Source organism: Kribbella voronezhensis (assembly GCF_004365175.1).
GTDB lineage: Bacteria > Actinomycetota > Actinomycetes > Propionibacteriales > Kribbellaceae > Kribbella > Kribbella voronezhensis.
On the sequence record NZ_SOCE01000001.1, the window covers coordinates 1,578,798 to 1,601,017 of the forward strand.

General features: G+C 66.1%; 29 protein-coding genes and 2 pseudogenes. 16 read left to right on the plus strand and 15 right to left on the minus strand.

What is annotated here, in order from left to right; all coding sequences use genetic code 11:
• Window positions 1-58 precede the first annotated feature (58 nt).
• Window positions 59-524: pseudogene (locus EV138_RS06940) on the plus strand (ABC transporter ATP-binding protein); the annotation flags it as partial.
• A 464-nt stretch (window positions 525-988) separates the two neighbouring features.
• A complete protein-coding gene (locus tag EV138_RS06945; RefSeq protein WP_133977580.1) occupies window positions 989-1,354 on the plus strand; it encodes a DUF488 domain-containing protein in 366 nt (121 codons plus the stop codon).
• A 50-nt stretch (window positions 1,355-1,404) separates the two neighbouring features.
• Here EV138_RS06945 and EV138_RS06950 read toward each other — a convergent pair whose 3' ends face one another.
• A complete protein-coding gene (locus EV138_RS06950) occupies window positions 1,405-1,812 on the minus strand; it encodes a hypothetical protein (RefSeq protein WP_202866643.1) in 408 nt (135 codons plus the stop codon).
• Window positions 1,805-2,521, minus strand: coding sequence for a DUF2249 domain-containing protein (locus tag EV138_RS06955; RefSeq protein ID WP_133977581.1), 717 nt, complete (start codon window positions 2,519-2,521; stop codon window positions 1,805-1,807). Before EV138_RS06955 ends, EV138_RS06950 begins: the two co-directional genes overlap by 8 nt.
• 86 nt (window positions 2,522-2,607) lie before the next feature.
• Between EV138_RS06955 and fdxA the strand changes: the two genes are divergently transcribed.
• From fdxA to EV138_RS06975, 4 genes are read left to right on the plus strand one after another with little or no spacing between them, the layout of a single operon-like run.
• On the plus strand, window positions 2,608-2,934 hold the full coding sequence (gene fdxA / locus EV138_RS06960; protein WP_133977582.1) for a ferredoxin: 327 nt from the start codon (window positions 2,608-2,610) through the stop codon (window positions 2,932-2,934).
• A gap of 5 nt (window positions 2,935-2,939) precedes the next feature.
• Window positions 2,940-3,647: a helix-turn-helix transcriptional regulator gene (locus EV138_RS06965; protein WP_133977583.1), complete on the plus strand. Its 708-nt coding sequence runs from the start codon at window positions 2,940-2,942 to the stop codon at window positions 3,645-3,647.
• Complete coding sequence (locus EV138_RS06970) at window positions 3,647-4,015, plus strand: cupin domain-containing protein (RefSeq protein ID WP_133977584.1); 369 nt, start codon at window positions 3,647-3,649, stop codon at window positions 4,013-4,015. Before EV138_RS06965 ends, EV138_RS06970 begins: the two co-directional genes overlap by 1 nt.
• Window positions 4,016-4,075: 60 nt before the next feature.
• Window positions 4,076-4,507, plus strand: a complete 432-nt coding sequence (locus tag EV138_RS06975) for a hypothetical protein (protein ID WP_166678517.1) — start codon at window positions 4,076-4,078, stop codon at window positions 4,505-4,507.
• 10 nt (window positions 4,508-4,517) lie between these two features.
• Here EV138_RS06975 and EV138_RS06980 read toward each other — a convergent pair whose 3' ends face one another.
• Window positions 4,518-5,753 carry an NAD(P)/FAD-dependent oxidoreductase gene (locus EV138_RS06980; protein ID WP_133977586.1) on the minus strand — a complete coding sequence of 412 codons (1,236 nt, stop codon included), beginning with the start codon at window positions 5,751-5,753 and terminating at the stop codon, window positions 4,518-4,520.
• A 77-nt stretch (window positions 5,754-5,830) separates the two neighbouring features.
• The gene (locus tag EV138_RS06985; protein WP_133977587.1) at window positions 5,831-6,262 is read right to left on the minus strand and encodes a DoxX family membrane protein; all 432 of its coding nucleotides are present in this window, start codon (window positions 6,260-6,262) and stop codon (window positions 5,831-5,833) included.
• Between the two features lie 88 nt (window positions 6,263-6,350).
• On the opposite strand from EV138_RS06985, the gene EV138_RS06990 reads away from it, so the two are divergent.
• Complete coding sequence (locus EV138_RS06990) at window positions 6,351-7,034, plus strand: helix-turn-helix transcriptional regulator (RefSeq protein ID WP_133977588.1); 684 nt, start codon at window positions 6,351-6,353, stop codon at window positions 7,032-7,034.
• Window positions 7,035-7,225: 191 nt separating this feature from the next.
• Here EV138_RS06990 and EV138_RS37215 read toward each other — a convergent pair whose 3' ends face one another.
• The 4 genes from EV138_RS37215 to EV138_RS07005 form a co-directional block, all read right to left on the minus strand.
• On the minus strand, window positions 7,226-7,363 hold the full coding sequence (locus tag EV138_RS37215) for a hypothetical protein (protein ID WP_166678518.1): 138 nt from the start codon (window positions 7,361-7,363) through the stop codon (window positions 7,226-7,228).
• 363 nt (window positions 7,364-7,726) lie between these two features.
• Entirely contained in the window at window positions 7,727-8,194 is a 468-nt protein-coding gene (locus tag EV138_RS37220; protein WP_166678519.1) for a hypothetical protein, read from the minus strand.
• Window positions 8,195-8,255: 61 nt separating this feature from the next.
• Entirely contained in the window at window positions 8,256-8,450 is a 195-nt protein-coding gene (locus tag EV138_RS07000) for a hypothetical protein (RefSeq protein WP_133977590.1), read from the minus strand.
• A gap of 142 nt (window positions 8,451-8,592) precedes the next feature.
• Window positions 8,593-9,483, minus strand: a complete 891-nt coding sequence (locus tag EV138_RS07005) for a hypothetical protein (protein WP_133977591.1) — start codon at window positions 9,481-9,483, stop codon at window positions 8,593-8,595.
• A 278-nt stretch (window positions 9,484-9,761) separates the two neighbouring features.
• On the opposite strand from EV138_RS07005, the gene EV138_RS07010 reads away from it, so the two are divergent.
• Entirely contained in the window at window positions 9,762-10,199 is a 438-nt protein-coding gene (locus EV138_RS07010; protein ID WP_133977592.1) for a pyridoxamine 5'-phosphate oxidase family protein, read from the plus strand.
• 11 nt (window positions 10,200-10,210) lie between these two features.
• Here the strand turns inward: EV138_RS07010 and EV138_RS07015 are convergent, their stop codons facing one another.
• Window positions 10,211-10,528 carry a helix-turn-helix domain-containing protein gene (locus EV138_RS07015; protein ID WP_369410737.1) on the minus strand — a complete coding sequence of 106 codons (318 nt, stop codon included), beginning with the start codon at window positions 10,526-10,528 and terminating at the stop codon, window positions 10,211-10,213.
• 379 nt (window positions 10,529-10,907) lie between these two features.
• On the opposite strand from EV138_RS07015, the gene pflB reads away from it, so the two are divergent.
• The 3 genes from pflB to EV138_RS07030 all read left to right on the plus strand — a co-directional run bounded on the left by pflB (window position 10,908) and on the right by EV138_RS07030 (window position 14,717).
• Entirely contained in the window at window positions 10,908-13,169 is a 2,262-nt protein-coding gene (gene pflB, locus EV138_RS07020) for a formate C-acetyltransferase (RefSeq protein WP_133977593.1), read from the plus strand.
• Between the two features lie 67 nt (window positions 13,170-13,236).
• Window positions 13,237-13,956, plus strand: coding sequence for a pyruvate formate-lyase-activating protein (pflA, locus tag EV138_RS07025; RefSeq protein WP_133977594.1), 720 nt, complete (start codon window positions 13,237-13,239; stop codon window positions 13,954-13,956).
• 314 nt (window positions 13,957-14,270) lie between these two features.
• Complete coding sequence (locus EV138_RS07030) at window positions 14,271-14,717, plus strand: hemerythrin domain-containing protein (protein ID WP_255513652.1); 447 nt, start codon at window positions 14,271-14,273, stop codon at window positions 14,715-14,717.
• A 298-nt stretch (window positions 14,718-15,015) separates the two neighbouring features.
• Here the strand turns inward: EV138_RS07030 and EV138_RS07035 are convergent, their stop codons facing one another.
• Both EV138_RS07035 and EV138_RS07040 read right to left on the minus strand, forming a co-directional pair.
• Window positions 15,016-15,225 (minus strand): ArsR/SmtB family transcription factor, encoded by a 210-nt coding sequence (locus EV138_RS07035; protein ID WP_133977596.1) that lies wholly within the window; start codon window positions 15,223-15,225, stop codon window positions 15,016-15,018.
• A 149-nt stretch (window positions 15,226-15,374) separates the two neighbouring features.
• A complete protein-coding gene (locus tag EV138_RS07040) occupies window positions 15,375-15,791 on the minus strand; it encodes a winged helix-turn-helix transcriptional regulator (protein ID WP_133977597.1) in 417 nt (138 codons plus the stop codon).
• 73 nt (window positions 15,792-15,864) lie between these two features.
• Here EV138_RS07040 and EV138_RS07045 point away from each other — a divergent pair, with 73 nt between their 5' ends.
• From EV138_RS07045 to EV138_RS38565, 3 genes and pseudogenes are all read left to right on the plus strand, one after another.
• Window positions 15,865-16,500, plus strand: a complete 636-nt coding sequence (locus EV138_RS07045; protein WP_133977598.1) for a dihydrofolate reductase family protein — start codon at window positions 15,865-15,867, stop codon at window positions 16,498-16,500.
• Window positions 16,497-17,120: an MBL fold metallo-hydrolase gene (locus EV138_RS07050; protein ID WP_133977599.1), complete on the plus strand. Its 624-nt coding sequence runs from the start codon at window positions 16,497-16,499 to the stop codon at window positions 17,118-17,120. Before EV138_RS07045 ends, EV138_RS07050 begins: the two co-directional genes overlap by 4 nt.
• A gap of 21 nt (window positions 17,121-17,141) precedes the next feature.
• Window positions 17,142-17,201 (plus strand): annotated as a pseudogene (locus EV138_RS38565) (hypothetical protein); the annotation flags it as partial.
• A 44-nt stretch (window positions 17,202-17,245) separates the two neighbouring features.
• On the opposite strand, the gene EV138_RS37225 reads toward EV138_RS38565, so the two are convergent.
• The 3 genes from EV138_RS37225 to EV138_RS07060 all read right to left on the minus strand — a co-directional run bounded on the left by EV138_RS37225 (window position 17,246) and on the right by EV138_RS07060 (window position 18,924).
• Window positions 17,246-17,410 carry a hypothetical protein gene (locus EV138_RS37225; RefSeq protein ID WP_166678520.1) on the minus strand — a complete coding sequence of 55 codons (165 nt, stop codon included), beginning with the start codon at window positions 17,408-17,410 and terminating at the stop codon, window positions 17,246-17,248.
• A gap of 197 nt (window positions 17,411-17,607) precedes the next feature.
• Window positions 17,608-17,991, minus strand: coding sequence for a pyridoxamine 5'-phosphate oxidase family protein (locus tag EV138_RS07055; RefSeq protein ID WP_133977600.1), 384 nt, complete (start codon window positions 17,989-17,991; stop codon window positions 17,608-17,610).
• A 144-nt stretch (window positions 17,992-18,135) separates the two neighbouring features.
• Entirely contained in the window at window positions 18,136-18,924 is a 789-nt protein-coding gene (locus EV138_RS07060) for a hypothetical protein (RefSeq protein ID WP_133977601.1), read from the minus strand.
• Window positions 18,925-19,108: 184 nt separating this feature from the next.
• Here EV138_RS07060 and EV138_RS07065 point away from each other — a divergent pair, with 184 nt between their 5' ends.
• Complete coding sequence (locus tag EV138_RS07065) at window positions 19,109-20,503, plus strand: FAD-dependent oxidoreductase (protein WP_133977602.1); 1,395 nt, start codon at window positions 19,109-19,111, stop codon at window positions 20,501-20,503.
• Between the two features lie 24 nt (window positions 20,504-20,527).
• On the opposite strand, the gene EV138_RS07070 is transcribed toward EV138_RS07065, so the two are convergent.
• Window positions 20,528-21,376 carry a GNAT family N-acetyltransferase gene (locus tag EV138_RS07070; protein ID WP_133977603.1) on the minus strand — a complete coding sequence of 283 codons (849 nt, stop codon included), beginning with the start codon at window positions 21,374-21,376 and terminating at the stop codon, window positions 20,528-20,530.
• Between the two features lie 278 nt (window positions 21,377-21,654).
• Here EV138_RS07070 and EV138_RS07075 point away from each other — a divergent pair, with 278 nt between their 5' ends.
• A complete protein-coding gene (locus EV138_RS07075) occupies window positions 21,655-22,113 on the plus strand; it encodes a MarR family winged helix-turn-helix transcriptional regulator (protein ID WP_133977604.1) in 459 nt (152 codons plus the stop codon).
• Window positions 22,114-22,220 lie beyond the last annotated feature (107 nt).

Genomic DNA, 22,220 nt, shown 5'->3' on the forward strand with positions numbered 1-22,220 from the left:
CCGGTGAAGGAAAGGAAGCGCGACATGGCAACCCGTCTCGTTCAAGGGAGCCACCCGGGTGTACCTGGGCTCCGACACCCCCGCCGTCGACGAGCTGGACCTGGACATCGGAGACGGCGAGTTCATGGTGCTCGTCGGACCGTCGGGGTGTGGCAAGTCCACCTCACTGCGGATGCTCGCCGGCCTTGAAGAGATCTCCATCGGCGACCGCGACGTCACCAACCTTCCACCAAAGAACCGAGACATCGCGATGGTGTTCCAGAACTACGCGCTCTACCCGCACATGACTGTCGCCGACAACATGGGCTTCGCCCCTCAAGATGCCGAGCCTGCCCAAGGACGAGCGGATCAAGCGCGTGGCCGACGCAGCCAAGCTACTCGGCATCGAGGAGTACCTGGACCGCAAACCGAAGGCCCTGTCCGGTGGACAGCGGCAGCGGGTCGCCGTGGGCCGCGCGATCGTCCGGAACCCACAGGTCTTCCTGATGGACGAGCCGCTGCAACGCTGCTGGCCGAAGACGAGGAACAACGCGGCGAAGCCGAAGCACCGCCGCGCTCCATTGCCCCTCTGGACGCGCTACAGCCGCTCGTGCCCGAACTCGGCCGGCTCAACGACCGGCAACTGGCGAGGACGTGATCACATGCAACCCGACACGACGCAGGACGAGCCGTTGGCGAAGGAAGATCTCGAGGCGCTGGCTCGGTTCCGTTTCGGCATCCGCCGGTACCTGCACTTCAGCGAACAGACTGTCCGCGGACAGGGGCTGACCCGAGAGCAGTACCAGTTGCTGCTGGCGTCGAAAGGGTTCCCTGACCGCCGCGAATGGAGGGCGTCAGATTCGCCGGATGGCAGGGCTGTCCGAGTGGAGTTGACGCGGTACGGCGAACGGGCATTGTCGCGGCTCAGTACGCTGCATCGCGACGAACTTCGGCGCCTTGGCGCAGCCCTGGCAGTACCCGACTGGAGCGACAGCACTGGCGGGGCGGCATGAAGCGGCACACTGTCCGGGTTCACAGGATCTACGATCGGCCCGCGGCCGATGACGGCGTCCGCGTCCTGGTGGATCGTGTATGGCCCCGCGGGGTCCGCAAGGAAGCGGCCGCCATCGATGAGTGGGTCAAAGACGTCGCACCGTCCACGGAACTGCGCAAGTGGTACGGCCATGTCCCGGAGAAGTTCGCGCAGTTCGAGGCGCGCTATCGCGACGAACTGGCAACGCCCACCGCAAGGACTGCACTGGACCACCTGCGCGCGCTGGCGAAGCGGGACACCGTGACCCTGCTGACGGCAACCAGGGATGTGGACCACAGTCAGGCGGCGGTCCTGGCCCGGCTGCTGCAGGAGCCGGGCTAACCCTCGCCTGCCAATGGTTCGTCGGACCAGCTGGGCAGGCTCTGTGGGACTTAGTGACCAGGGCGTTTGCTGATCTGCAGACCGGGCCGGCGACGATGGACCGTCAGATAGGACAGACCGCTGTCGCCGGCGGTGATGTTACGGGTCGAACCGTGGGGCAACCAGACAATGTTGCCGTCGGCAAGTGTCTGCTCCCCGTTCGGCGTACCGACGCTGCCACCACCCGCGACGACGACGAGTACGACGTCGAGATCCGGCTCGGTGTGGGTCTCCACGCGCTGCCCGGCCGGTAGATGAATGAGGTTCGCATCAAGCTGACGACCCGGTTCGGCGAGAGTCCACCGGGCACCCGACGGTATGCGCGAGTCGTCGACGAGTTCGTGCACGTCGGCAAGGACTAGCACCGTCGGCTGCTCAGGCAGCGAGTCGGCGGCAACAGTTGGCGACTCCTCAGGCATCAGCAGCGACCCGGCCGATCCGTACTCGCCATTCCTCGGGCCCGGCCTCCAGACAATCCCAGCTGAACGCGCCGGCGTGAATTGCTTCGAACTCCCGCCGCAACGGCTTGGGATCGTGACTGTTGACGAGGACGAACGTCTCTCCAGGCGCCAGCCGGGCGTACCGGGCGAAGACACGTGGATGACGACCACCGCGCGCAATTCGCCGTACGTCGATGACCGTGGGCTCTTCGACCTGCTTCCCCTCGAGGTAAGCCCGTACGTCCGCGGCCAGCAACGACGGATCCACATCAGGCAGACCGGCGAGCGCGGGCAGCAACACCGACTCCTCGATCCTCAGGTGGATCTCCAAGACCGCCGCGATCCGTACGCCGAACTTCGCCGCGTCCACGGGGTCGGCGGCCGCCAGTTCGTCGATCTGCGCATCGAGCACTGCGGCTCCGACCCGGAGAGCATCAATCAGGAGCCGGGTCTCATCTCCGGACGCGGGCGCATACAGCTCCCGATCCGCGGTGACCAGGTACCGGCGCACTTCATGGAGGCAGAAGTCCACCAGCTCTGCAGACCGTGCACCGTCGACAACAGAATGCGCCGAGATCAACTCCGCCAGTCCGGACCGCAGCCGCTCATGGGCTTCGCGAACCGCATCTCGAGCGATGACGTCCGGGTCGGTCTCGGTCGCCTCGATGAAGATCTCCGAAGCCGGCATCGTGCCACTCTCCTCACGTCGGTGTTTTCACTGATTATTACATGTGATATTTGTAGTAAATACAAGCGCCAGTGAGGGAGTCAGCTGTGACCTACGTGATCGCGTTGCCGTGTGTCGACCTGAAGGACCGCGCATGCGTCGACGAATGCCCGGTCGACTGCATCTACGAAGGCGGCCGCTCTCTCTACATCCACCCCGAGGAGTGCATCGACTGCGGTGCGTGTGAGCCGGTATGCCCGGTCGAAGCCATTTTTTACGAGGATGACCTGCCCGAGCAGTGGAAGGACTACCAGGCCGCGAACGCGGGCTTCTTCGACGATCTCGGATCACCCGGCGGTGCCTTCAAGATCGGCGCCCTCGCACACGACCATCCCCTCATTGCGGCGCTTCCGCCGCAGGAGCAGGCAAGCTGACCCCCATGACCAGGACTGACCAGACGGCCGGCGACCAGCCACGCCGCCAGGCCCTGCTGGAAGCCCTGCGAGCCTCTGATGCCCCCCTTGGTGTCACAGACCTCGCCGAACGGCTTGGCATCCACCCCAATACGGCCCGCTTCCACCTCGACGCGCTCGTAGCGCAAGGACTCGTTGACCGCCGGCTCGAGGAACCAACCGGGCGGGGCCGGCCTCGGACCGTGCACACACCACATCCCGGAATGGACCGGGGCGGGCAGCGTCAGTACCAACTGCTGGCCAAGATCCTGCTCGGTCAACTGTCCACGAGCCCCGACGCGGGCGCGGCAGCCGAGGCCGCAGGCCGCAACTGGGGCGGCTATCTGATCGACCCCATCCCCCCATCCCGCCAGCCCGGCGTTGCCGAAGCCACGCAGCGATTGACCGCGATGATGACCGACCTGGGATTCGCGCCGGAAGCCGATCGCAAGCAGGCGGGCAGCATCAGACTGCGGCACTGTCCCTTCCTGGAACTCGCGGAGGAGTACTCCGCCACCTTGTGTCCGCTGCATCTCGGCCTGATGCGCGGCGCCCTCACCGAAATCCGCGCACCGATCGAGGCCACCAGCCTCGAACCGTTCGCCGAACCCGACGCCTGCATGGTCCACCTCTCCCCCACCCGCAACACCGGCGAGGACACCCGCTGGGGGCGGCGTCGCGACAGGAGCAGCTGATGTACCTCACCCGGATCGGCACCACACCCCGGCGCCGCGCACCCATCCCCGGCGGTCCGACGATGGAGGTCCTCGTCGCCGCCGAGACCTCCGACAACATCGCCATGGTCCAGGTATGGATCCCTCCCGGTGGCGGCCTGCCCGAACACGATCACGGCCCCTCCGAGATCGTCCTGGTTCACCTGTCCGGTTCGATCGACCTGCGGCAAGGCGACCAGCACCACAGCCTCGCCCCAGGAGCCGTCGCACACATCGCCATTGGCGAACGGGTCAGCCTGACCAACCCAGGGACCGAACCCGCCGTCATGATGATCGCCGCCTCACCGCCGGACTTCGTCGCACGAATCGCCGGCTGGCCAGCTGCGTAGCTGTACCTGCCAACGGTCGTGCGACGGCCGATGCTCGTCACGAATCCAGAAGGAGCAATCTTGAACGCCGTACCAGCCGCCGTGGCATCCGCCGTCGTCTTCGTCTGGCTCGGCATGGTGCTCGCGATCTCGTTCCTGGAGACACCCCTCAAATTCCGCGCTCCCGGCGTCGACATTCCTCTCGGGCTAGGCATCGGCCGCATCGTCTTCCGGGCACTCAACCGCATCGAAATCGCGTTGGCGCTGGTGACGCTCGCCGCGATCGTCGCGGGTCAGCCGACCGGCCTGGCCGCCGCTCTCGCGGCGGTGGTCCTGGCCGTCTTGGCCGTTCAGCTCATCGCCGTCCGTCCGCGCCTCAACCGGCGCACCGACCGCGTCCTCGCCGGTATGCCCTCGCCCCGCTCGACCACACACCTGTACTACATCGGTCTCGAGGCAACCAAGGTGCTGACCTTGGCCGCGCTCGGAATCTCCCTCCTCGTCGAACTGTGACTCGCCGCCGCTAGACCAAGACGTGCGCAGTCAGAGGAACTGAGACGTCCGCGAGGCGATCCGGATCCACTCGTCGCCGACTGCGGATCAGGTCCTCGACGGGTGCGATGCCGTCATCCCAGCGGTTGACGTGCATCCCTGCCACGACTCGATCATCGGACAGCCAGAACGCGTGGAACGCCTGCCCGTCGACGTCGCCGCGAGTGACGAGACGGTCGTAGCCGTCCCGGCCGATCCAGCCGGAGAACTCCATCCCGACGTCGAACTGGTCGGTGAAGAAGTACGGAAGCTTGTCGTAGGCAACCTGCTGACCGAGCATCGCCTGAGCAGCGACCGGCGCGCCATACAAGGCATTCGCCCAGTGCTCGGTCCTCAGATGCTTGCCGTAGAAGGGACGATAGGAGTTCGCGACATCGCCCACCGCATAGATGTACGGGTCTTGCGTGCACAACATCTCGTCGACGACGATCCCGTTGTCGCAGCTCAAACCCGCCTGCTCCGCGAGATCGACGTTCGGCAAGGCACCGATGCCGACAATGACCGCGTCTGCCGCGAACTCGCCGCCGTCATCGGTGCGGACACTGGCCACCTTGCCGCTCCCCTTCAACGCGGTCACGGTGTGACTCAACCGCAGGTCCACACCGTGGCGGCGGTGCAACCCGGCGAAGAACGCACCCATCTCACTCCCCAGAGCCGCAAGCAAAGGTGCCGGTTGCGGATCGATCACGGTCACGTCGCAGCCGGCCTCCCGACCAGCGGCCGCGGTTTCGAGGCCGATCCACCCGGCGCCGACGACGACGATCCGTCGGCCCTCACGGAGAGTCTCGCGCAACAGGTCGGCGTCCAGTACCCGTCGCAGGTAGTGCACGCCCTCGAGTTCACCGCCCGGCAGCCGGAGCCGGCGCGGCGAAGCCCCGGTGGCCAGCAGCAGTTTGCTGTAGGTGATCCGTTCGCCGGTGTCGAGTTCCACTTGGTGGGCGACGCGGTCCAGCAATGTCACCCGCCGGCCGAGCAGCAACTCGACCGCGTGCTCGGCGTACCAGGACTCCTGGTGGACGTAGATTTTCGCGCGTTCGTCGGTGCCCATCAGGTACCCCTTGGACAACAACGGACGCTCATAGGGCAGCTCGGTCTCGTCGCCGACCAAGACGATCCGTCCGCTGAAACCGTGGTCCCGCAGAGCCTTGGCCGCGGTGGCTCCCGCCAGACTCGCGCCGACGATGACGTAGGTGGGCTGGTTGTTCATGATCACCTTTCCAGTTCGGCAGCGGCTACCGGATCGATCTCGCCCCGCCCCGGGCCACTACGGTTCGATTCCTTTGACTAGGAGTCGTGGCGTGGGGGTGCGTATTGGACGGCGAGTCGGGACAGCGCCACGGCGCCGATCAGGAGACCGAAGTCGCGCAGTGCGACGTCGTAGAAGCCGGACAGGGTCAGCAGGTTGACGATGATGCCCGCGAGCCAGGCCGCGACGATCAGTGCGCCGTACCGCGGGATCACCGCGACCGCGATGCCGGCGACGATCTCGATCACCCCGACGACGTACATGGCGTCCTGCCCCGAACCGGGGACGAGATCGTTGATCCACGGGGCCAGGTACTTGGGCCAGTCGGTGAGCAGATTGGCGAACTTGTCCAGGCCGAACGCGATCGGGGCCACCGTGAAGACGGTTCGCAGGACCAGGAAGGCCTGGTACGCCGGATCGGACAGCGCCGCTCGGCTCGCTGTGCGCTTGCTCGGCACCTCGGCTGTCATAGCTCCCACTCCTTCTAAAGTAGATAGATTTTGACTTTAGAAGGAGATCCCAATTTTAGTCAATGGGAGTTAGCTTTAGACTGTTGTCGTGGACCCCAGCAGGGAAGCGCGGATCTTGGCGATCGCGGCGTTGGACGAACCGACGCGGCGGCGCCTCTATGACCACGTCGTCCGGCAACCGGCCGCAGTGAGCCGCGAGGAAGCGGCCACGGCGCTCGGCCTGCCACGCGCGACTGCGGCGTTCCACCTCGATCGGCTCGCTGACGAAGGCCTGCTGGACGTCGTCTACGAACGCCGTACCGGCCGCTCCGGCCCCGGCGCGGGCCGCCCATCAAAGCTGTACCGCCGCTCCGAGCAGCACGTCGACGTGTCCCTGCCCGAACACCGCTACGACCTGGCCGGCCGCCTCCTGGCCGCAGCCATCGAAGACGCCGAGACCACCGGGGAAGCCCCGCGAGCGGCACTCGACCGGCATGCCCGCCAACTCGGCAACGACCTCGCCAAAACTGCACAGGATGCCGGTACTACGGAAGCCGACCCCGTGATGCGCATCCTCGAAGCGCAAGGATTCGAGCCCCGTCCTGACGAGGACGCGATCGTCCTGGGCAACTGCCCGTTCCACACCCTCGCAAAGCAACACACCGACCTCGTCTGCCACATGAACCTGTGCCTGATCAGTGGCCTCCTGTCCGGCCTCACCACCAAACTCCAGGCCCACCTCACACCCCAACCAGGCCACTGCTGCGTCCGCCTCGAACCAGCCCGGCCCTAAACCGCAACTTCCGGGGTGCGCGACTCGTGGCCCGATCCCGAGCTGTCGGCCAGCTCGTACGCTGTCCCTTGCCAAGCCACAGCGCGGGCATATCGTCTGGACTGCAGCAGCCTTGTCAAACCGGCATCCAAGGTCCTCTGGCGGTGCTGGCGGCCGAGCTGGTCTCAGGTAGACGAGACCACTGAGGGCTCTCAGCGAGGCCGCAGGCCAATCTCGACGATGCGTCGCGTGACCTTGTCGGCACCAGCCGTCTTCTCGCGCAGCAGCCGTAGCGTCAGGTCAACGCCGTCGACCTCGCCAAGCCATCGGTACAGGCCAGCGACGAGCACCTCGGCTCTTCGATCGGGCCGAGGATGCCACCGACAATCACATCCTAGATATCGCGGTGCTCCACCTTTCGTTGCCGTCGTCCATGACATCAGAGTGCGCCTGCCGGCTATGACCTGTCGCCCTACAGAGGCCTGTTCGCCGGCGCGAGCGAGATCCCTTCGGCCTGCCGCCAATCCGGCTGTCATTCGCGTCAGCGGTCCCCTTGTTGCCGCGACGACCCAGCCGATGGTTGGCGAGAACCTACGTCTTCGCGGCGATGATTCGGGTCACCCGAACGGACAAACTTGCGCGTCGACGGACTCAGGTTCCGACGGCGCGCTGGACTTCGGAGCGGCGAAGCTGCCGCTCAGCGGGGCCAGGAGTCACCTCTGGACCATGTCCGAGGCATGAGACGAGGTGCTCGTGCGTGTTCGGGACCCGAGCTTGCGGCGTCGGTGACGGCGCACGATGGTCCACGCGTCGGTGGGGAAGCTCTTGGTCAACAGGAAGGTCAAGCCTGCGGCCAGGATGACGTTGGGGACCTCCTCCAGTCCCAGTGGCGTGATGCCAACCAGGAACACGATTGCCCCGAGCAGGCCCCACTTCACGTAGCGGCCGCGGCTGACGATGAGGGCAGCGGTGACGGTTTCAAAGGCGAGCATGAGGATGCCGAAGGCCAACGGGTTCGGCTCGACCAGCCAGAGTCCGACGTCGCGGTAGGTGCCCCACGGCGCCTTGGCTGCGAAGTGGACTAGTTGTGCGGATTCGTGGCTATGAGCGCCCCATGGATACCTAGGCCCATCGCAGCAAAGAAGACACCGATGAAGATTCGTGCGGCCTGCGGCCTCCATACACAGAACGTTGCTACTGCGACGGTGAACGCTCCCCAGATGAGGAATCCCTGCATAGCGCTCACCTACTCATCACGTGGTGGTCGACCCACCGTTCGAGCTGCGGGACGAGCAGTAGAGCGAATACACCGGCCACCATGACTACGTGGACGAACGCAGTCCAGGTCGCCGTACCCGCGGTCTCGCCGCCTCCGTGAGCGGCCAGCCAGTACGGGATCAACGCGACCAGCCCAACGACCCCCGAGCCGAGGGCCACCGCCGAGGTTCCGGACAGTGAACATGACTATCGCCTCCAGTCCCAGCATCCGTCGCAGGTGAGACTCCGTTTAGGGCCTAAGGGCCCAATCGCCGCTGGGCCACAGTCCCGTAGTCCGGTGAGCCGTTGGGTGTGGTGGCGGTTATCGCAGCTCGTCCTGCTCATGGAGGGGTTGGCGGGTCAGGATGCCCGGATCCATGGCTTTGAGGAAGCGCCGGCAGGTGAGGGCTTGCAGGATGCCGAGCAGGCCGAGGACTGCGGCGACGACGGGCGAAGCGTGCTCGCCGCGGGACGCGGTGACAATGGTCAGGCAAACGATGCCCAGGCTTATGCCGGCCATTGCGCTGAGCACTACCGGCGCAAGGATCTGACCCCATGGACGACCGCGGCGGAGCAGGACACCGGCCACCAGGGCCGCTGGCAGGAACAGCGCGAGGTCGATCACATGTACTGGGTTGGTGAGCAATCCGGTGTCTCGCAGCTCGTCAGGCGGCGTGCTGCTCAGCATGGCGGGCAGGTCCTGGCTCAGCCAGAGCATCGCGAAAGCCGACGCGAGCAGGATCAGCAACGTGGAGGTGAACCCGGTCAGCCGCCCGGGCCGGGACGCCGGCGAAACGCGAGCGGGATCGATGCCGGCGAAGAAGCCGATCAGCGCCCACGCTGAGAGACCGAGGACCGCGACGTACAGAAGGAACAGCGGGCCGAAGTGCACGGCAAACGCGTAGAGCACGTAGCTGTACGCGACGTACATGACAGTCCCGGCCCACGCGAGCAGCGCCCTCGCCGAGCCGCGCGCAGCGGCGTACCCGAGGACCAGCAACACGGGGATCACGACAAGGTTCGAGACGTCCTGGCCGATCGCCTGGGCCTGCCAGTTCGCGGTCTCGTTGGCGTAGACCCTGTCGACGAAGATGCCGGCCACGCTGGCTGGAATGCCGAGCAGCGCGATCGGTACCGACAGCCACAGCCACCACGGCGTCCGGGTGACGGCGTCAGCGGCTCGTTGCGAGCGGAAATGATGTGCAGTGCTCATCGCACTCTCCCTCCTCCAATCCCAACCTCGTAGCCCGACCTAGGCGGGGCGAGAGCCGGAGGCCCCGATAGCGCGGGCCGAAGGTCAGAAGGCCGGCTCCAGCGCGAGTTGAGCGAGCCCAGACGAGCACGCCCACCAACATGATTTCGGCAAGGGGGCGCGGGTCAGCGGGATCCGTTGAGGGGCGATTTGGTACCGCGGCGCGGAGCCGCGTTCGGCACCGAGAATCAGGACCTTCGACCTTTGCCCGGCAGGACAGGCCGCTGTACATCTGAAAGATGAGCATGCGCGAGGGCGGCCACCGATGGTTCGAACCGGCACTCTTCCAACATCTGCCGCCGGAGGAATGCAGGGATCTCTTGACGACCAAGTCCGTGGGAAGGGTCGGCTTCAGCAGCCCGGACGGTCCGCAGGTACTACCCGTCAACTACGTCGTGCACCGACGCGACATCATCTTCCGGACCGACGCCGGCAGCGCGCTGGCCAACGCGATGCGCGGTAGCCGAGTCGCCTTCGAAATCGATGACATCGACGAATTCCTGCAGAGCGGGTGGAGCGTCCTGATCGTCGGCGACGCCGACCATGTCGACGATCCGGACCTTCTCGTCGAACTGTGGGGGGATCGCGGCCCGCAGCCTTGGGCTGTCGGTCTTCGCACCCAATTCGTCCGAATCACACCGACTCGTCTGACCGGCCGCCGCGTCCTGCAGAGCTGATCGACTACCGATCAACCCGCCTGAGGAGTCACCAGGAAGATCTGGGTCCTCAGCGCGCGGGGCGCCTCTTGGTTCGCTCGATCGCGTACACGGCGGCCTCGGTACGGCGTTCCATGTTGAGCTTGCGGGAGCAGCCCGGAGACATAGTTCTTGACGGTCTTCTCAGCCAGGAACATCGTCTCGGCGATCTGGCGATTCGTCTTGCCCTCGGCAATCAAATCAAGGATGCGCCGTTCCTGCTCGGTGAGGCTCGCGTACACCGGGTCCTCGGCTTCGACCGGATTCCGCAACCGCTCGAGAACCGCCAAGGTCAGCGCCGGATCCAGCAACGACTCACCAGGAGCTGGCGCAGACCCAGCCGCACCACTTCGTGATCGTCGAGCAGGAACACCTTGATCGCCATCCTGTTTTCCTCACTCCTCGGGAGCTTGTCGTATCTACACGATAGGTGGCGATCTGGCCGCAACTCCTTCACAAGCGAAGACTGCGGACCTCCGTACGCCGACCACGCAGCCCGGCGCGTCGAATGGGTGGCCGTTGGAAGGGCCGAAGGTCCTGCGGCGACCAGCCGGATGTCCCTGGCCGGTACGAGTGCGCTCGTCGACAGGCGTATCCCTTGCCCACAAGGACTTTCGGCCCTACGCCGGCCACGTCGCGTGCGACAGAGTGGAACCGAGGACAGCGAATCGAGTGACGACAGGCGGGGTCATGACGGACACCATCAGCACATTGCCGCCCAGCACCACCACCGCATGGCACGACTTCACCGGGACCGGGTGGAGAGAGCGGATCGACGTGGCCGACTTCATCCGCGCGAACCTCACGCCGTACATCGGTGAGAGTTCCTTCCTGACCGGGCCGACCGATCGCACCCGCAGGCTGTGGGACACGGTCTCCGCGCTGTTCCCCGAAGAGCGCGAACGCGGCATTCTCGACGTCGACACTCACACCCCGTCCACGATCACCAGCCACGCCCCCGGGTACATCGACCGCGACGACGAGATCGTCGTCGGCCTGCAGACCGACCGGCCACTGAAGCGAGCCATCATGCCGAACGGTGGCCTGCGGATGGTCCAGGACGGCCTGACGGCGTACGGGTACGAGCTCGACCCCGAGGTCCGCAGGATCTTCAGCCAGTACCGGAAGACCCACAACGACGGCGTGTTCGACGCCTACACCCCGCAGATCCTGGCTGCCCGGCGGTCGGGCGTGATCACCGGTCTGCCGGACGCCTACGGTCGCGGCCGGATCATCGGCGACTACCGCCGAGTCGCTCTCTACGGTGTCGACCGGCTCGTCAGGGATCGCGAGGCTGCCCGCGCGCGGCTGGCCGAGCGGCGTTCCACCGCCGACGTGATCCGCGACCGCGAGGAACTCGCTGAGCAGATCAAGGCCCTGCGCGAGCTGACCGAGATGGCCGCGACCTACGGCTTCGACGTGACCCGGCCGGCCGAGACCGCCCGTGAGGCAGTGCAGTGGCTGTACTTCGCGTATCTGGCCGCTACGAAGGAGCAGAACGGTGCCGCGATGTCGCTGGGCCGGACGTCCACCTTCCTCGACATCTACCTGCAGCGCGACCTCGCCGCCGGCCTGATCGACGAGGAGGCGGCTCAGGAACTCGTGGACCAGTTGGTCGTGAAGCTGCGCATCATCCGGTTCCTGCGGACACCGCAGTACGACGCGCTCTTCTCCGGCGACCCGACCTGGGTGACCGAGAGCATCGGTGGGATGGCCGAGGACGGCCGGCCGCTCGTGACCCGGACGTCGTTGCGCTACCTGCAGACGCTGTACAACCTCGGCCCCGCGCCGGAACCGAACTTGACCGTCCTGTGGTCTCCCGACCTGCCGAGCGGGTTCAAGGAGTTCGCCGCGCAGGTCTCCCTGGACACCAGCGCGATCCAGTACGAGAACGACGACCTGCTGCGGCCGCGGTACGGCGACGACACCGCCATCGCGTGCTGCGTGTCCGCCATGCCGGTCGGCAAGTCGATGCAGTTCTTCGGCGCCCGGGTGAACCTGGCCAAGACGTTGCTCTATGCAATCAACGGCGGCCGGGACGAACTCACCGGTGAACAAGTCGCTCCCGCCGTTCCCCCGGTCGCCGGCGAGATCCTCGAGTACGACGACGTGCTGAACCGGCTCGACACGATGATGGAGTGGCTCGCGCAAACCTACGTCGACGCCCTCAACGTCATCCACTACATGCACGACAAGTACTGCTACGAACGGCTCGAGATGGCGCTGCACGACTACCCCGTGCACCGCACGATGGCCTGCGGCATCGCCGGACTGTCGGTCGCCGCGGACTCACTGTCGGCCATCCGGTACGCGACCGTCCGCCCGGTCCGTGACGACCGGGGAATCGTCATCGACTACCTCCGCGAAGGCGACTTCCCCACCTTCGGCAACGACGACGACCGCGCCGACGAACTCGCGACCTGGCTGGTCGAGACCTTCATGGCGAAGATCCGGGCGCAGCGGACCTACCGCGATGCCGAACCGACCCAGTCCGTCCTGACCATCACCTCGAACGTTGTCTATGGCAAGCACACCGGCAACACACCCGACGGCCGGCGCGCGGGCGAACCGTTCGCCCCCGGCGCGAACCCGATGAACGGCCGCGACCACCACGGCATGCTGGCCGCCGCGCTCAGCATCGCCAAACTCCCCTACGACGAAGCTCGCGACGGCATCTCACACACCGCGTCCATCACCCCGGCGGGACTCGGCCGAACCCGTCAGGAGCACATCGCGAACCTGGTCGGGGTACTGGACGCGTTCGCCGACGCCGGCGGATTCCACCTGAACGTTAACGTGCTGGACCAGGCGACCCTGCTCGACGCGATGGAGCACCCCGAGGCCTATCCGGCCCTGACGATCCGGGTCTCGGGGTACGCCGTCAACTTCGTCCGGCTGACCCGCGAACAGCAACTCGACGTCATCAACCGCACCTTCCACGCGGGAATCTGACGTGCGCCTCGACGAAGCCCGGGCGACGTTCGCTACGGTCGATACGAGCCGGCAGACCGTCACGGGGATGGTGCACTCATGGGATCTGTCCACCGCGGTCGACGGCCCCGGCGCCAGGCTGGTGCTCTTCCTCTCCGGCTGCCCGCTGCGCTGTCTGTACTGCCAGAACCCGGACACCTGGTCCGAACGTGACGGCGCCCCGACCTCGGTCGACGACGTACTGCGAAAGCTGCGCCGGTACCGCGCACTCTTCGAGCGCACCGGCGGCGGAATCACCATCTCCGGCGGCGAACCACTACTCCAGCCCAAGTTCACCGCGGCCGTCTTCCGCGCCTGTGCCGAAGAAGGTATCGCCACCGCCCTGGACACCTCGGGAGCACTCGGCGCACGCGCCACCGACGAACTCCTGCTCGACACCGACCTCGTCCTACTCGACATCAAGTCCTTCGCGCCCACCACCTACGCCCGCATCACCGGCGGCGCCGAAGTGGCGCCAACGCTGCGGTTCGCCCGCCGCCTCGCCGGCCTCGAACGCCGGGTCTGGATCCGGTTCGTCCTCGTCCCAGGCCTCAACGACTCGCCGGACAACGTCGAGCCGTTGGCCGACTTCGTCGCCGATCTCGGCAACATCGAACGCGTCGACGTCCTACCGTTCCACACACTGGCCGTCCCCAAGTACCAAGCCCTCGGCCTGCCTTTCCCCCTGGCCGGCCGGCCGGCGCCCACCCCGGAACAGACAGCCCACGTCAGGTCACGCTTCGCCGCCCGCGGCCTCACCGTGACGTGACGCGGACCAGGTCCATCAAGCCGTCTACGACAGGACTTCGCCTCTACGACCGGCAGGGACCGCGTTTCACCCTGGCCCCATGAACTCGTTCACCTCGCCCGCTGCGCAGTGCCATCGGTCCTGCCGACTGGGGGACTTCGACATGTCGCTTGGTGACTCTCGGGCCTGGGAGCGAGGTGCGCTCCCGCGGTAACTTCTACAAGACATAGCGTAGTAAATAGCGCCGAGGGCTGGGATTGACGTCCGCCGCGGGCGGGCCTGGCGATGATGGGTTGGGGTCGAGGAAATTGTGTGAGCACTGTGGTTGCCGGGGTGTGGAACCCATAGCTGAATTGATGGACGAGCATTTCGTACTGCTGGATCTCGCGGGCGACGTGCGCCGCGCGCTGGTCGCAGACGACCGGAGCCGGGCGGTCCAGGTCCTGGAGGTGCTGGCCGATCGGCTCGACCGGCACGTCGGCCGCGAGGAACGGGGCGTGTTTGCTGCGTTGAAGGAACAAGGCGACTTCGCCGACGCGGTGGAAGACCTCGAGTCTGAGCACGTCAGCTTCGATCAGCGGCTGTCCAGCCTCGACCCGGCCGGCGAGAGCTTCGCACGCGACATGGCTGCGCTGCTCGATGAGTTGCGCGAGCACATCGACAAGGAGAACCTGGGTGTGTTTCCGGTCGCGGTCGTATCGCTGGGAGCCTCGGGGTGGGAGATGGTGGGGCGGGCTCACGACGGCGAACCCAGCTTCCTCACCGACCCCGCGCTCACCTGACCTCCCACCTCCGTCGGCAGCCAGGTGCAGCACGGATCACTCCGGCCGTCGACATTGGGCCTGCTCGGTGTACGCGGTCGGGTCGCGAGACGTAGACCTCGTCGCAGAGCACTCCGTAGGAGTAGACCGTGCGCAACCGCTCGAAGGCGGTACGCGTTCCGCCCGCCACGTTGCGGACTGCTGCGGTTCAGAGCTTGGCTGCAGCCTGCAGGACGTCTTGCGCCTCGTCGGAAACCGAGGCGGTGATGTCCATCTAACCTTTTCCCTTTCGGTACGGCGTCGCCGTCTTCGGCTGTGCTCAGGGTCGTGACAGCGGCCGCCACCAGGTCGGGGGGGTGAGGTGCAGCGAGAACGGCGCGGCCTCGTAGTACTTGAGCGCCTTGCCGTCGTCGGACAGCTCAAGCTGGGCAGTGACCAGACCGGCCTTCTCCAGCGTCTTGAGGTGCACCTGCAGCGCCTGCCGAGCCATCGACCGCGTCTCCGGGGTGAGCTTCTTGGCCCGGTTCATGTGTCATAGGTGAGCTTGCCGGACCTGTAGGTGGGCCGCGATCTGGCCGTTGCGATCTGGATTTGGCTTTCGCCGTTGTCGCAGCCGGCACCAACGCCTGCAGGTAGGCAGTCCTAGATTGTTGAGCCGGTCGAATCTTCGTGTGGTTTTCACTGGGAACCGAGATGGCGGTCGCGCAGTTCTTCCATGAACTGTTCGACGTACGCAGGACCCATCTCGTGCCTGTCCTGCTGTCGGCACGGAAGGGCGTCGCTGCCTGGACGCCAGCGCAGCCCCCAGGTCGCGAGGGCATCGATAATCGGCAAAGTCTGGATGCCGGCTTCGGTGAGGCTGTAGCGCGCGCGTTGTCCGCGGGCGGCCGTTCCGCGGGTCAGGAGGCCGGCCTCGACGAGCCGCACGAGTCGGTCGGCGAGGATGTTCGAGGCGATGCGCTCGACCGATCCGGTGAGCAGCACCCGGAAGTACCGGCGGTCCTCGAAGATGATGTCGCGCAGCACAAGCAACGACCAGCGATCGCCCAACACCTCGACGGCGGCGTTGATCGGGCATTCGGATCGGGGTTCCACGGTCCCTCCTTGACAGGCGACTGGCGCCAATTATAGTGATTGCAACTTGCAATCACTAGGGGAAGAGCAGCCGATGGGTCGGTTCGTGTACTTGATGAACGTGTCTCTTGACCTGCTCATCGAGCAGGTCCCAGGCGACAATGGTGCCGGTGAGTGGTTGCGCATCGACGAGGAACTGCACCGCGAGCTCAATGCGCGCTCACGTGATTTCGCGCTCCTTGTCCAAGGTCGCGTCTTCTACGAGCTGATGGAGGAGTACTGGCCGCGGTCCCGCGATGATGCGTCGTTACCTGAGGTCTTGCGTGACTACGGAGAGCTGTGGACGAGCAAACCCAAGATCCTCGTCTCGCGCACCCGGCACCGTGCGGATCACAACACGCAAATCTTCGGCGGCGACGATGCGCTCGTACAGCTACGTGCTCTGCGCGCCAGCACCGACGGACCCATCGGCGTGGGTGGAGCGGCACTCGCCACGCAACTGCTCCGAGAGGGACTGCTCGACGAACTGCTGCTCTACACCCATCCCTCGATTCTCGGCTTCGGCCGGCCACTGTTCGACGACTACGAACTGCCGGTCGACCTCGACTTGCTCGAGCAGCAACGTTTCGAGTCCGGAGTAACGATGCACCGCTATGCCATTCGCCAAGGAGACGAATTCATGACGCCCGGCAGCGGTGACGAGTCCAACGCGCGGGTGGCCGCGCGATGACCAGCCCTCCGACCGTCGTCGTCACCCCGATCCACGTCGCCGACCTGGTGGCTGATGGTGCCTTGATGCCCGTATACGTACATGTCATCGACCATCCCGAAGGCCGAGTGCTCGTCGATACCGGTATGACGACGCTGCATCCGCTGGTGGCCGACATGGACCCCCGAATCCGCCAACTCACCAAGGAGCAGCTCGATCCTGCGAGCATCGACATCGTCGTCAACACCCACCTGCACTTCGACCATTGCGGTGGCAATCACCTCTTCGCCGGCAAACCGATCTACGTCCAGCGCCAGGAGCTTGACGATGCGTTGAGCCAGCAGGAGTACACGATTCGCGAGTGGGTCGAAGCACCCGGTGTGGAGTACGTGCCGGTCGACGGCGAACTCGAGCTGGTGCCAGGCGTCCGCCTCGTCCCAGGCCCGGGTCATACTCGCGGATCTCAGCTGGTACTGGTCGACTCGGGCCTACAGCGGACCGCTGTCGTCGGCGACCTGGCCATCTCGTCCCGTGATCTCGACGACCCACAAACCGAAGGACAGCTGCAGGTACGCGCTCTCGCCCCCGGCCTGGTTTGGCTAGCCCACCAGCACGAGCCATGGCGCCCCTCGCAGCCCTGAACCGCGCAGAAGCTCGACGATGCCGGCGACCACACGGTCAACGAGATCGCCGCCATGTTCAACGTCGGGAGAGCCACCTTGTACCGCCACCTCACGCCGGGGACTGGCGGCTGCGCATACGTGATCTACCGCGGGGACGCCGACGTACCGATGACGGCGCCACTGACGACGACGAGGTCGACGAGCAGCTGTCCAGCCTGCCCATGCGCGTGGGCGATCACGTGGAGCGGACCCGTGGCAAGCTGCGCGAGTACGTCGCGCTGTAGTGCCGGCTGCGCCCAGCTCGCCACCACTCCCGCTGTCGGGAAGGCACACGGCAACTAAGCATCCGCCGACCTCAGCCCTTCCGGGCTGGCATACCGATTGTTGGCGGTGCTTCAAGAGTGCGAGTTGCGTCGGATGCGAGGAGTCGCACCTGAGTGCCACCACTCGCATCTGGCCTGACTCAGCGATCCGCATCGCCCGGTCAGCGACAGCGACGGCGACGTCAGGAACCTGAGGTGATGCGCTCCGGGGTCAGCGCGAGAACGACGCGGTCGGGGTCGTCCGGGCGGTCGCCGGGGTTCTGACCGGGGAGATAGCGCGCGAACATACGCTTCGACAGTTCCGCATGCCCACCCTCCTCATGTGCCTCGCCGACGGCGGCGACGTACTGCAAGGTCTCCGGGTCGTTGATGAGGAGCGACAGGTGCGGATCACGCGTGAACAGCCGGTACTTCAGCCGGGAACGAAGGGTGGACAACCGAAACGTCGTACCGTCCCAGTCGAACCACACGACACTCAGGTGCGGCGAGTTTCCCGGCCGGTTGAAGCCCGCCACCGCGTGCAGCGGCTTGGCGAGGATGGCGTCGATCTCGGGAGTTGTCTCCATGGTCTCTCCTCAGAACTCGATGACGATCTTGCCGAGAGGTCGGCTCACCAGGATGAATTCCCGCGCTGTCGAACACGCCGCGTCGACAACTGCACCAAGGCCGGCGACATCTGTGGGACGGACGGCAACCCCATCCAGCAATACCTACTTGGTGAGCTGCTGCTTGGCGGGTGGCGTGATGACGGCCTTGGTTCCGAAGTTGTCGAAACGGATCGAGAACGCGTTCTCCCCGGTGCCGTAGTTGAGCTCACGAAGCAGGCCGTTGGAGTCGAGCAGGGCGCTCAGCGGCAGCGTCTTCTGCGCCTCGGCCTCCTTGGCGGACAAGAAGGGGCCGTACACCTTGTTGTCCGCGGCCGCCTTCCTGAGATCGATGAGCATCACATAGCGAGTCGTGAGCACCTCACCTACGTACGGCCCGGGCGAGACGGCGAACTGGCTCGAGTACGGCGCCCCGTCCAGCAGCCGCGGCGACTGGACCAGCTTGCGGTAAAGCACGATGAGCCCGTTGGTGGTGACGGCCTGGTGCCCTTTCGCCTTGGGGTCGTACTTCGTCCACTTGGCCTTGCTCGACAGGGGGCCGTCCTTGTAGAAGTACTGACCACCGACGCCGATGACCGACCCGTCGGCACCGCTCAGCGAGAAGTCTTCGCCGGCACCGGTGAACTTGACCGTGGCGGTGAGGTTCTCGTCCTGCTCGTACTGCCATGTGATCGTCATCCGGTACGTGCCCCGCTTCTTGAGCGCGGCCTGGACCTGCTGGCCGATATTGGCCCGCGCCAGCTCGACCGGCGTAGGGCTGACGGTCGGCTTGCTACTTGTTGCTTTACTCGCCGTGGGGGTCGGTGCAGGTGCCGCGGGATCAGCGCCGCCCCCACACCCGACAGCCAGCACCAACCCCCCGCTGCCGGCCAGCGCCATGATGATCTTCTTCACGGGCCGCATCATCGCAGCCGCGATCCGTCATCGCCCCGTCGGTTGCAGCTTGTTGCAGAAGGGTTGTAACCCTGTGGGCTATCCATCGATGACCATCGAAATCTATCCGTGGAGTCATCGTGACCTCTGCAGTCTCGCGTCCAGTCCGTTTCCCTAGGTGGAACGGGCTGAATGGCGCAAAGGCATGAACGAACGTCAAGCCGTGGTCCTCGGCGGCAGCATGGCCGGACTGCTCGCGGCGCGGGTGCTCACCGAGCACTTCGCACGCGTCACCATCATCGAACGCGACGAGTTCAGCGGAATGTGGGCGGGCGATCCGGAGGCCGATCCACGGGAGCGGGAGGTGCGTCCCGGCGTACCACAGGGCCGCCACGCACACGGTTTGCTGGCTGCCGGGCTCGACGTCGTCGAGCGGCTGTTCCCAGGCGCGGCTGAGGACCTCATCGCGGCGGGAGTACCGAGCGGCGATGTGCTGGCCAACGTGCGCTTCTGCGCCAACGGGCACCGGCTGCGGCAGGCGCCGACCGGGATGACTGCGCTGTCGTTCAGCCGGCCGTACCTCGAGAACTACCTGCGCGCCAAAGTGATGGCATTGCCTGGCGTCGATGCGCGCGGCGGGACGGACGTTGTCGGCATCAAGGCCGATGCGAATCAGTCGCGAGTGACGGGGGCCTTCGTACAGCGGCGTGACGGCGGCGGACTGGAGACCATCGCCGCGGACCTCGTGGTCGACGCCACCGGACGCGGGTCGCGAGCACCGCGGTGGCTGGACGACCTCGGCTACGAGCGGCCCCGCAAAGAGCAGTTGCACGTCGACCTCGCTTACGTGTCGCGTCACTACAAAGTCGACCCCGCCCTGCTCGACGGCGACATCGCCATCATCATCGGGCCGTCCGCAGCCGCGCCTCGCGGCGGCGCGGTCATGCTGCAGGAGTCCGGTCGGGCAGTCATCACCCTGTTCGGCATCCTCGGCGATCATGCGCCGCTGGATGACGCGGGGTACCGCGCCTACGCTCGCCGGCTTCCCCTGCCGTACATCGCCGACGTCATCGAGGGGTCGGTGCCGCTCGACGACCCGGTGAGATTCCGCTATCCGGCCAGCGTCCGACACCGCTACGACCGGCTGCGGCGCTTCCCGAAAGGATTCGGCGTCATCGGCGACGCGATGTGCTCGTTCAACCCGATGTACGGACAGGGAATGTCGGTCGCCGCCGTGGAAGCGGTGCGCCTCGGCGATGCGCTCGCCCGCGATGGCGCTACCGAGTTCGACGCCTTGCGGTTCTTCCGCGCGGTACGCCCCGTCGTCGACATCCCGTGGCAGATCGCGACTGGCGGAGACGCGGCTCTGCCCGGCGTCGACGGGCCCCGCGACGCGCGCACCCGCCTGGTGAACCGCTACCTCGACCGGCTCTACGCTGTCGCGGCGCGCGACGAGGTGGTGTCGCTGGCGTTCAGTCGTGTGACGAACCTGCTGGACCCACCGACGGCACTGCTACGCCCCGCGGTAGCGGCGAGAGTGCTGGGACGGCGACGCTTGCCAGTAAAGGCCGTTCTCGACCAGGAGACAGCAAAGGCATGACCGCGTTTCTTGCGAGGGCGTGAGCTAGACGTGCTTCACGAGGACTGCGCGGGTGTAGAGGAGCGTGAAGCCGCTGCGCTGGGCGTTCTGTTGGGACTTCGATCCGGGTTGGGTGGTGATGACGCCGACGTCGCAGCCGGCGGCTGCAGCGTCGGCCAGGCGGGTGGCCAGGAGCGCGGACTGGATGCCGTGGCGTCGGTGGGCGGGCAGAGTGGCAGCGCCGGCGAACTGGGCGATGCCGTCGGCCGTGCGAAGACCGCCGCCGCCCGCGAGCTCACCGTTTCGCAGGACGGCGTACCGCGCTACGCCGGCTGCGACACCGTCGCGTTCTGACTCGATATAAGTGTCGCGAGGGAACTCCTCTCGCCACGGCACGCCCTGTGTATCCGGTGCGGCGACCGCATCCGCCATCAGGTTCAGCCAGCGGTCGAGCTCGTCGTCGCCGCTCGGCCGGATGACGACCCCATCGGGCATAGTCACGTCGTACTCGTCCTCGATCGCTATGCCGAGCACGTTCTCGAACGACTCCAACTGGTAGCCACGCCTGGTCAGGACAGGGCCGATCTCAGGATCGGCGAGATGCGTGAGCTCGACCTGCACCGGCGTACCGACACCGGCGTGGGCCTTCTCGATCTCATCAAGCTCGTCGTCCGTCGGTACGCCGCCGAAGCCGAGCCCGACCACCTTGTTGAACGGCGAGTCGTCGCCGGCGAACACCGCGAGCCCACCAGCCACCGGGAGGACGAATCCCCGGCCGTCGGCCAGCCGGCGATGAGCGGCGCGAGCTGTCGCCTCGATGAGCTGAGCCTCGGCCCGCTCGATCCGTTCGGCCAGCTCGAGGTCGCAGAACAGTGGTGTGTGCTGGGTGTTCATAAGCCTCCTGACAGGTCCGGTCCAGCCGATCCCGGTCGCGTTCGCCGCAGCCGAGGTAGCTGGTCTCATGCAAGATCCGTGTCGCAAGGCTCGGAGACGTTACAAGACCACGGAAGATTTCTTGAAAGGCCCGAGCGGGCCTTCCTAGCCCGGCCGAAGGACACCGTTTGGGCCTCGATTGGTGAACCTGATCCGACACGGCGCGTTTCGTAGAGGAGCTGAGCAGTGGAGTCGGCGGGTATGTGTGGGCAGAGGCACGGACCGGATAGTTTGGGGCGGTGGTGGATTCCGTGTGGAGCGAAGACGAGCTGGCTCGGTTGCCGGCTTGGACTCTGGTGCAGGCGTATCACGCTGTGGCGCAGGGGTTTCACGCGTTGTTCAGTGAGCATCGATTGACGCCGGTGCAGTTCGGGGTACTGGCGCAGCTTGCCGTGAGTCCCGGGCTCACTCAGGCGGAGCTGGCCCGGCGGGTGCTGATCCGTCCGCAGAGCATGGGTGAGCTGATCGGCTCACTGGTCGACCGCGGACTGCTGGTTCGCGGAGGCCCTGGGGGCAAAGGGCGGCCCGTTCCGGTGTCACTGACGGAGCAGGGACGCTCCGCGCTGGAACAGGCCGGTACCGCGGTACGGGCATTCAACGATTCTGCCGCCCTCGGCCTGACGGCGAAGGAGGGCTCGCAGCTCAACGAGCTTCTGCACAAGGTGATCCGATCGAGAAGCCGCCCGGCCGGCGGCTGACGCCAGCGGCCTGCATAAGTTCTGCAGCGGCCGGTCCGCGCGCGAGGTAACCTCCGAGAATCAGGCCCCTTATTCTTGGAGCGATCGTGATGCGGCGATGGACCACG